The following is a 9,099-nucleotide window of genomic DNA, read 5'->3' as shown; positions in this document are numbered from 1 at the left end:
GCATAGCGCGTGTCGATCTTCGTCAGCCCGCCGGGCATGATCGTCTGCCAATCGCCCCCGCCGGGCATGACGGTTCCCGACAGGCGCGGGCCATAGACCCGCCCGCCGGTAATCGCGATGAAGCGGCGCCGGCCGCCATCGACAGTGCCTTGCTCGATTGGCGGTGCCAGTTCGATCCTTGCCGAGAACACGTAAGTCAGGTGCGGTGCGGGGGCCGATGGACCTTCGGGTCCGGGTCCGGCGGCACCAGCCATTGTCGCAAGCCCGATCGCCGCAGCCGTGATGATCGGCCGGATCATATGGGGAAGTGGCCGGGCTGCGTCTCGATCGTGATCCAGCGCAGTTCGGTGAAGCTGTCGATGCCGGCCTTGCCGCCGAAGCGCCCGTAGCCAGATGCGCCCACGCCGCCGAACGGCATCTGCGCCTCGTCGTGCACCGTTGGTCCGTTGACGTGACAGATGCCCGAGCGGATCTGGCGGGCAACGGCCAGGCCCTTTGCCGTGTCACGGGTGAAGACGGCGGCGGAAAGGCCGTATTCGCTGTCGTTGGCCAGTTCGATCGCGTGCGCGGTGTCGCGCGCTCTGATCATCGCGACCACCGGTCCGAAGCTTTCGTCGCGGTAGAGGTTCATCCCCGCCGCGACGTGATCGACCACCGTGGCGGGCATCAGCACGCTGTCTGCCTTGCCGCCCGCGATCACCGCTGCGCCTTTGGCCACGGCATCGTCGATCAACGCGTTGACGTGATCGACGGTCTTGCGATCGACCACCGCGCCCAGCGACGTGTTGCCCTCGCGCGGGTCGCCGGTGGGCATGGACTTGGCCTTGGCCGCGAACTTTGCGGCGAAAGCATCGGCAACGGCGTCGACTACGATGATTCGCTCGGTGCTCATGCATATCTGGCCCTGGTTCATGAACGCGCCGAATGCTGCGGCCTTGACCGCTTGATCGAGCTCGGCGTCTTCCAGCACCAGCAGTGGCGCCTTGCCGCCCAGTTCTAACAGGCACGGCTTGAGATGCCCGGCGGCGCGCTGCGCGATGATTCGGCCGACCGTGGTCGATCCGGTGAAGTTGATCCGCTTGACCTCGGGCGCATCGATCAGCGCGCCGACCACGTGTGCCGCATCGGCGGGCGCGTTGGTGACGACCTGGACCACGCCCTCAGGGAAGCCGGCTTCGGCGAACGCCTCGATGATCAGCGCGTGGGTGCGCGGGCAGCTCTCGCTGGCCTTCAGGATCACGGCGTTGCCGCAAGCCAGCGGAACCGCAATCGCGCGCACGCCCAGGATGATCGGCGCGTTCCACGGTGCGATGCCCAGAATCACGCCGACCGGTTCACGCAAAGCCATCGCCAGGCAGCCGGGCTTGTCCGAAGGGATCACTTCGCCCGCGATCTGCGTGGTGATCGCGGCGGCTTCGCGGACCATGCCCGCGGCGAGGCCCAGGTTGAACATCGCCCAGCCCGCGGTGGCGCCGATTTCGCCCATCATGGCTTCGACGAACGCATCCTTGCGCGCTTCAAGCGCGGCAGCGGCCTTCATCAGCACCGCGCGGCGGGCGTTGGGGCCTTGCGCCGCCCAGGCCGGAAAGGCGGCGGCGGCGCGGTGGGCGATCGCCGGAATGTCGGCGGCCTGCATCGCCGGAGCAGTCGACGCCACAGCACCGGTTATCGGGTTCAGTCTCTGGAAGTCCATCGCGATTCTCTCCCACGTTTGTTATGCTTCATAGCAATCCTGTTTGCGTTGGACAAGCGTCTTTGGTAGATCGGCTGGCATGAAAGACCCGCTGGTTTCGCTTCCTGGTTATGCACTGCGCCGCGCGGCTTCGGCGATGATCGCCGAACTGGGCGAACGGCTGGTCGAGATCGGCTTGCGCCACACCGATGTGTCGATCCTGATCCTGATCGAGGCCAATGCGCGCATCACCGCCAGCGCGCTGGGCCGCGCGCTCGACATCAAACGCGCCAACATGGTGCCGCTGGTCGGGCGGCTGGAGGCGGGCGGATTGATCGAGCGCCGGCCGATCGACGGCAAATCACATTCGCTCGAATTGACGGCGCGCGGACGGACACGATTGGCCGAGGCCTGGGCGATCATCGAGCAGTTCGAGGCCGAATTGCTGGCGCGCGTTCCGGCCGCGCACCGCGATCACCTGCTGCCCGCGCTGAACGCGCTGTGGCAAGGTCCGCCGCCCACTCTCGGCTGACCGATCGGTATTGCAGATTTCGCTGCAAGTCTGAGGATTTGCGGCGTGCAATCGTTTGATCCGGGCTATGCAGACGTATGCGCAGTTGCGTTTCGCACATGCGTGATCGTGCCTTTCGCACTTGCACAAAAACTGATGGTGGCCCACTTAAAACCTGCCTTTCAGGCATCCTCTCCCAAAACTTCCAAGGCCGCCCTGGCAACGGGGCGGCCCTTTTTTGTGGTGTTTCGGGGGGGTAAGGGTGGGCCCTTCTAAGCCCAGGGCAGGACCACGGTCCGCCCCACCACCGATCGGTCCTCCATCGCGGCAAAGCCATCGCGCCAGCGATCAAGCGGCAATTCGGCGTGAACCTGCGGCGAAATCGCACCCTCCTCCGCCAATTGCCGGATCGCCGCCACATTCGCGCGGCCCAAGTCAGGAAAGCGTCGGCCGTATTCGCCCGCCCTCACCCCGATCACCGAGAAGCCCTTGATCAACGCGACATTGGCCGAAAGCGTCGGGATGCGCCCGCCAGCAAAGCCCACCACCAGCAACCGCCCCGCAAAAGCGATGCACCGGGTCGATTCATCGAACACATCACCGCCGACTGGATCGTAAACCACGTCCACCCCGCGCCCGGCGGTGATTTCCAGCACCTTGTCGCGGAACCCCGGCCCGGCTTCGATCACGTGCTCGGGCGCGAAGGCATGCTTGATCGCCGCGCGCTTGGCCTCGCCGCTCGCCCCTGAATCCCCGGAAACCGCAATGGTTCTCAATCCCAGGCTCCGCGCCAGATCGACCGCCGCCAACCCCACACCGCCCGCCGCGCCGTGGACCAGCAGCCATTCACCGGGCACCACCACCGCGCGCCGCACCAGCGCCACCCATGCGGTGAGGTAGGCCGCGCGCAACGATGCGGCTTGGGCGAACGACAGACCAGCCGGCTTGGGCATCAGCGCCTCAGCCGGATAGACCCCGAATTGCGCAACACCCCCGGTCAGCCCGCCGGCGATCACCGCCATTCCCGGCGCGATGCCGGTCACGTCCGCACCGATTGCAACCACGATGCCCGACGCTTCCATGCCCGGTGTGAACGGCAGCGGCGGCTTGGCCTGGTAGCCGCCGCGCGTCATCAGCAAGTCCGGAAAGCCCAGCGCGGCCGCTTCGATCCGCACCAGGACCTGGCCCGGCCCGGGCTGCAGAACCGGATTTTCCACCAGCGCACAACCTGAAAAATCGGTCGACAGAGCCAGGACCGACAGCGCGCGCATGGTGTCTGGAGCGGTCATGGCCTTCCGGCATCGATATCCATCGGCACGTATTCGCCCTCGGAGCCAGGCAGGATCATACCGGCGGCAGCGATTTCGGAGAGGCGCCGATCATGCTCGGCGCGCCCGCCCAGCGGAAACCGCCGCAAAACCAGATAGCCGCACGTGGCCAGCACCACCACCAGCACGCAATAGATCACGATCAGGTTGTTGAGCACCGGGATCGCCACACGCCCCGGCTCGGCCTTGTCGGGGAAACCCACCGCAGACAGGATCGCGCCCGAAAGAAACAGCCCGATCCCGGTCACGCATTTCTGCATGAAGAACGATCCGGCGAAGAACAACCCTTCGCGCCGTTCGCCGGTGCGCGATTGTGCGTCCTCGACCACGTCGGCCATCATCGACGCGGCCAGGATCGTGACCGTGACGCTGAAGGCTACCGCGATCGTGGTCAGCAGCATCAGCACTGGAAACAGCAACGGCGTGCCGTTGTCGGGCATCACGCCCATTGCGCGCCCGATCAGCGGCGCGCAGACGATCGCCGGGTAGATCGACAGGCACAGCAGCGCCGCGCGCAGCTTGTCCATCCGCCGCGACAGCACCCGCGCCAACACCACCGCCACCGCCACGCCGCCCAGGACCGAGAACGTGTAAGTCACGAAAATGCTCTGCGGAAACAGCCAGACGTAGGAATTGAAGTAGGCGGCAAGGCTGAACGTCAGCCCCTGGCTGGTGAAGATGAAGACGCCCGCCATCAGCAATGTCAGAAATGCCCGGTTCCTGAGCGTGGCGAAAATGGCGTGGAAGGTGCGCCGCACCGGCGGGCGGACGCCTTGCGGCTTGGGCAGGAACTTGATGCGGTTATGCGTGCCCAGCGCCGACAGCACGATCGCCGTAGTCATCAGCACCGAAGCGGTGACCGCGTAATGCCGATAGCCCTCGGGATTGAGCTGGCCATGCGGATACTGGGCGGTCGGCGCCAGGAAGACCGCGAACGCCAGCAGCAGCATGACCATGCCGCCGCTCCACGAAAACAGGTAGCGCAAGGACAGCACGGCGGTGCGTTCGTGGTAATCGGCGGTCAGTTCGGGGGCGAGCGCGGAACTGGGCACTTCGTAGCAACTGATCGCCGAACGCACCGTCACCGCCACCGCGACCAGATAAGCGAGCGTGGCGAAGTGGCTGGCGCCCTCGGGCGGATTCCACAGCAGCAGGTACAGCAACCCGACCGGCAACGCGGCGGCGTACATGAACGGGTGGCGGCGGCCCCAGCGCGAGCGCAAATGATCCGAAAAATGCCCGATCACCGGATCGACGAACGCATCGATAACCAACGCCAGCATGATTGCCAGGCCCACTTGCCCCGCCGGCAAGCCCACGACCTGGTTGTAAAACAGCAGCAACAGCGTGGAAAAGCCGCTTTCCTTGATCCCGTAAGCGACTGAGCCGAAGCCGTAGGCCAGCCGCGTGCCCGTTCTGAGCGGTGGAGCAGTTGGGGGTGGACTGGCGGTCGCTGCGGTCATGGGCTCTCCGATGGGCTGTCTGGCCGCTATACGACACTGTCAGGCGTTTGTAATATGGCCAGAAACCGGATTTCCCCCGAACCGGTCACGAAGTTCGCGTTTGAGCACTTTGCCGATCGTGCTGCGAGGCAATTCGTCAACGATTTCAAGTCGACTGATGCGCTGGGTCTTGCCCAGTCGGGCGTTGGCCTGCGCCAAAATTTCAGCGAGATCGGCGGTCTTGTCGGCCAGCACCACCACGCCCACCGGAGTTTCGCCCCAATCGCGGCTGGGCACGCCGACCACTGCCGCTTCGCGGACGCCCGCGTGCTTGAGCAGTTCGGCTTCGAGGTCGGACGGATAGATGTTGAATCCGCCCGAGATGATCATGTCCTTGGCGCGGTCCATCAGGATCAGGAACCCATCCTCGTCGAAGCGCGCGACGTCGCCGTGGCGGATGTAGCGGCGGCCTTCGGCATCATGCCACTCGGTCTCGCGGGTCTTGCCCGGCTGGTTGTGATAGCCGTTCATCATCGCGGGTGAGTGGCCAACGACTTCACCGACTTCGCCTTGCGGCAGTTCGTTGCCGTCTTCGTCGATGATCTTGATCACATGGCCGGGCTGCGCGCGGCCGACGGTGTGGAGCTTGTCGGGAAATTCGTGCGCGAGCAGCAGGCACGTGCCGCCGCCCTCGGTCATGCCGTAGATTTCCATCAGCCCGCCGGGCCAACGCTTCAGCACATCGGCCTTGAGCTCGGCCGAGAATGGCGCGGAAGTGCAGGTTTTCAGGACATAGCTCGACAAGTCGAAGCTGTCGAAATCGGGCAGGTCCATGATCCGGCGGTACTGCACCGGCACCAGCATGGCGTTGGTCACCCGCTCGCGTTCGCTCAATTCGAGGAACTTGCGCGCGTCGAACTTTGTCATCAGCACGACTTTGCCGCCCGCCGCCAACGCGGGGATGAAGCTGACCAGCGTGGTGTTCGAATAGAGCGGAGTCGAATTGATCACCACCGTGTGATCGCCATAGCCGCCCTGCACGGTGCGGCGCAGGTGCTCCATCCGCATCTGGTGGCTCTGGACGATGCCCTTGGGGGTGCCGGTGGTGCCCGACGAATAGATGATGTTGAAGCCGTCAGTGGGCGCGGGCGTGTGCGGTGCGGGCTGCGCGCCCTCGGGGGCTAGCCATTTCTCGAACGGAATGCCGGGCGCGCCGGGTTCGAGTGCGACGCGGATCAGGTTTGCGGGCAGCGCCTCCCCCGCCAATTGCGCGGACATTGCGGCATCGGCGAGCAGGATGCGGCTGCCGCAATCGGCCAGCATTGCGGCGATCGCGGTAGGCGTAGCCGAGGACGTCAGCGGCGTGGCGATAGCCCCTGCCCGCACCGCGCCCAGAAACGCCAGCGCGTAGTTGACCGAATTGGCGCCGACAATCGCCACCGGTTCGCCCACTTGCACACCATCGCGCTGCAGCCCGGCGGCGACGCGATCGACCGTGGCGTCGAGTTCGCGCCATGTGACGCGGCTGGTTTCATCGGCCAGCGCGATCGCATCGCCCAGCCGCGCGCCGTGCGCGCGCAGGATCTGGCTGAATGGCACGAATTCGGCCTCGACGATCTCCTCAAGCCGCATCGGTTCAGCCGAACACTTCGCCGGCCGCAGCTTTCTTCGCCAGCAATGGCGCCACCGGCAGGTCATTGCGCTCCAGCCCCGCGACGATCTCGGAGAGCCCGACGTGATCGGCCCAATACATCGGCCCGCCGGTCCAGGCGGGCCAGCCGTAGCCGTTGAGCCAGACGGTATCGATGTCCGAAGCGCGCTGCGCGATGCCCTCATCAAGGATCTTCGCGCCTTCGCTGATCATGGGATAAAGCAGGCGTTCGCGGATCTCGTCTTTGCCGATCACGCGCTGCGCCGTGCCTTCCTTGGCCGCAAAGTCAGCGATGATAGACTTCACTTCGGGCGACGGGCTGCGCTTCCTGTCGGCGTCGTAGTCGTAGAAACCCTTGCCGGTCTTCTGCCCCCAGCGCCCGACCGCGCAAAGCGCCTCGCGCACCGTGGTCACCTTGGTGGGATCGCGGTGCCAGCCGATATCGAGACCCGCCAGGTCGCCCATCTGGAACGGACCCATCGGGAAGCCGAATTCGAGCAGCACTTCGTCCACGTCCCAGTAATTCGCGCCTTGCATGATCAGCGCATTGGCCTGCTGCTGGCGAGGGCTGAGCATGCGGTTGCCGATGAACCCGTCGCAAACGCCCGACACCACTGGCACTTTGCCGATCTTCACAGCCAGCGCCATCACGGTGGCCAACTGGCTCGCCCCGGTCAGCTTGCCGCGAACAACCTCCAGCAATTTCATCACGTTGGCGGGCGAAAAGAAGTGCATGCCCAGCACCGCTTCGGGGCGCTTGGTGGCATGCGCGATCACGTCCACATCGAGGTAGCTGGTGTTGCTGGCAAGGATCGCACCCGGCTTGGCGATGGCGTCGAGCCGGCCGAACACGTCCTTCTTCACGTCCATCGATTCATAGACCGCCTCGATGATCAGGTCGGCCCCTGCCAGCGCTTCGAAATCGAGGCTGGGGGTAAGCCGCGCCATCGCCGCTTCGGCCGCGCTCGCGTCGAGCTTGCCGCGCTTGACCGAATTCTCGTAATTGCGCCGCATTACCGCCACGCCCTTGTCGAGCGCTTCCTGTTCGCGTTCCACGATCGTGACCGGAATGCCGGCGGTGAGAAAGTTCATCGCGATCCCCCCGCCCATCGTGCCCGCGCCGATCACGCCGACGCACTGGATCGGGATCAGCGGGGTATCGGCAGGCAAGTCATCGATCGTGGCGGCGGCAATCCGCGCGGCGTCGATATGGGCTTTCGCTCCGGGTAGGGGATCGGACATCGGTTTTCTCCTGGAAATCAGGCGCGGCTGGTGGCCAGCGCGGCATAAATCAACGTCTTGAGCTGGCGGCGGATCGGGTAGGCGGAGCTTGGCATAAGCTGCGTCATGAACACCATGTGCAACCCCTCCAGCGGATCGATGAAGAACGCGGTCGAATACATCCCGCCCCAGTAGAATTCGCCCGCAGACCCCGGGATCAGGGTGCGCGCGGGATCGATCGTGACGCCGAAACCAAGCCCGAAGCCAGCGCCAGCATTATACGCCTCGCTGAACAACGATTTCGACATCTGCGTCAGGTCTGCACCGCCGGGCAAGTGATTGCGCGTCATCAGGTCGAGCGTCTTGGGCGAGACGATACGCACGTCATCAGCCGCGCCGCGCCCCACCAGCATCCGGCAGAACTTGTGATAATCGTCGATCGTCGAAAGCAGCCCGCCCCCGCCGCTGTGGAAGCCCGCCGGGCGCACCATGTTGCTGGTAGCGCCCGGATCGATCAGCCGCGGCGGCTTGCCGGGCACGTAAGCGAAGGCATCGGCCAGCCGGTGCTGCTGGTCCGCCGGGCAATCGAAGCCGGTATCGGTCATGCCCAGCGGTTCGAAGATGCGGGTGCGGAAGAATTCGCCGAGCGTCATGCCCGACAGCCGCGCCACCACCACGCCCAGCACATCGGTGGAAATCGAGTAATTCCAGCTTGTTCCGGGCGCAAATTCAAGCGGAATGCCAGCCAGCGCGGCCACGAACGCGTCGTTGTCGGGCAGCTTGCGCGCCATGTCGAGATCGGCCTTGCGGTACGCTGCATCGACATTGGTACGGTTCTGCAAGCCGTACGTAAGCCCCGACATGTGCGTCAGCAGATCGACCATCCGCATCGCCGGCGCGGGCTTGACCGGCAAGAACGGCGCATCGCCGCCACCGCCGGCATAGACGCCGAGACCGGCGAATTCGGGGATCACGCGCGTCACCGGATCGTCGAGCGCAACCAGCCCTTCCTCGACCAGCATCATGAACGCGATCGAGGTGACCGGCTTGGTCATCGAGGCGATGCGGAAAATCGTGTCGTTGGCGAGAGCCGGGCCATCCTTCCGCGCCGTTCCCAGCCCGAAGCGGAGCACTTCGGCCCCATCGCGCGCGAGCAGGAACTGTGCGTTGGGCAGCTTGCCGGTCGAAATGTAGTGCTTGTCGACGAAGGGCGCGATCCGCGCCAGCCGATCGGGATCGAACCCGGCATCCATGGGTGTCATGGTCTCGCTCAT

At 65.2% G+C, this 9,099-nt stretch carries 7 protein-coding genes and 1 pseudogene; 1 reads left to right on the top strand and 7 read right to left on the bottom strand.

Annotated elements, in window-relative coordinates; translation table 11 throughout:
• A partial coding sequence (locus tag Q0R16_RS01650; protein WP_295631134.1) for a DUF3237 family protein occupies positions 1 to 299 on the bottom strand: 299 nt, incomplete at its 3' end.
• Positions 296 to 1,693 (bottom strand): aldehyde dehydrogenase, encoded by a 1,398-nt coding sequence (locus Q0R16_RS01645; RefSeq protein ID WP_295631132.1) that lies wholly within the window; start codon positions 1,691 to 1,693, stop codon positions 296 to 298. The genes Q0R16_RS01650 and Q0R16_RS01645, both read right to left, overlap by 4 nt.
• Before the next feature lie 79 nt (positions 1,694 to 1,772).
• Here Q0R16_RS01645 and Q0R16_RS01640 point away from each other — a divergent pair, with 79 nt between their 5' ends.
• Positions 1,773 to 2,204 (top strand): MarR family transcriptional regulator, encoded by a 432-nt coding sequence (locus Q0R16_RS01640; protein ID WP_295631130.1) that lies wholly within the window; start codon positions 1,773 to 1,775, stop codon positions 2,202 to 2,204.
• A gap of 251 nt (positions 2,205 to 2,455) precedes the next feature.
• Here the strand turns inward: Q0R16_RS01640 and Q0R16_RS01635 are convergent, their stop codons facing one another.
• The 5 genes and pseudogenes from Q0R16_RS01635 to Q0R16_RS01615 all read right to left on the bottom strand — a co-directional run bounded on the left by Q0R16_RS01635 (position 2,456) and on the right by Q0R16_RS01615 (position 9,099).
• Complete coding sequence (locus tag Q0R16_RS01635) at positions 2,456 to 3,472, bottom strand: NADPH:quinone oxidoreductase family protein (RefSeq protein ID WP_366857047.1); 1,017 nt, start codon at positions 3,470 to 3,472, stop codon at positions 2,456 to 2,458.
• Complete coding sequence (locus Q0R16_RS01630) at positions 3,469 to 4,974, bottom strand: MFS transporter (protein WP_295631129.1); 1,506 nt, start codon at positions 4,972 to 4,974, stop codon at positions 3,469 to 3,471. Before Q0R16_RS01630 ends, Q0R16_RS01635 begins: the two co-directional genes overlap by 4 nt.
• Before the next feature lie 39 nt (positions 4,975 to 5,013).
• Positions 5,014 to 6,585 carry a class I adenylate-forming enzyme family protein gene (locus Q0R16_RS01625; protein ID WP_295631127.1) on the bottom strand — a complete coding sequence of 524 codons (1,572 nt, stop codon included), beginning with the start codon at positions 6,583 to 6,585 and terminating at the stop codon, positions 5,014 to 5,016.
• A gap of 4 nt (positions 6,586 to 6,589) precedes the next feature.
• Positions 6,590 to 7,792 (bottom strand): annotated as a pseudogene (locus Q0R16_RS01620) (3-hydroxyacyl-CoA dehydrogenase NAD-binding domain-containing protein); the annotation flags it as partial.
• Between the two features lie 71 nt (positions 7,793 to 7,863).
• Positions 7,864 to 9,099, bottom strand: a complete 1,236-nt coding sequence (locus tag Q0R16_RS01615; protein ID WP_295631125.1) for a serine hydrolase domain-containing protein — start codon at positions 9,097 to 9,099, stop codon at positions 7,864 to 7,866.

This window comes from Novosphingobium sp., from assembly GCF_025351285.1.
Taxonomy (GTDB): domain Bacteria; phylum Pseudomonadota; class Alphaproteobacteria; order Sphingomonadales; family Sphingomonadaceae; genus Novosphingobium.
This window is presented reverse-complemented; position numbering and strand designations above follow the sequence as displayed.

Bases quoted from the DNA above. Each gene is read 5' to 3' on its own strand.
- Q0R16_RS01645 (WP_295631132.1), bottom strand. From the start codon at position 1,693: ATGGACTTCCAGAGACTGAACCCGATAACCGGTGCTGTGGCGTCGACT.
- Q0R16_RS01640 (WP_295631130.1), top strand. From the start codon at position 1,773: ATGAAAGACCCGCTGGTTTCGCTTCCTGGTTATGCACTGCGCCGCGCG.
- Q0R16_RS01635 (WP_366857047.1), bottom strand. From the start codon at position 3,472: ATGACCGCTCCAGACACCATGCGCGCGCTGTCGGTCCTGGCTCTGTCG.
- Q0R16_RS01630 (WP_295631129.1), bottom strand. From the start codon at position 4,974: ATGACCGCAGCGACCGCCAGTCCACCCCCAACTGCTCCACCGCTCAGA.
- Q0R16_RS01625 (WP_295631127.1), bottom strand. From the start codon at position 6,585: ATGCGGCTTGAGGAGATCGTCGAGGCCGAATTCGTGCCATTCAGCCAG.
- Q0R16_RS01615 (WP_295631125.1), bottom strand. From the start codon at position 9,099: ATGAGCGAGACCATGACACCCATGGATGCCGGGTTCGATCCCGATCGG.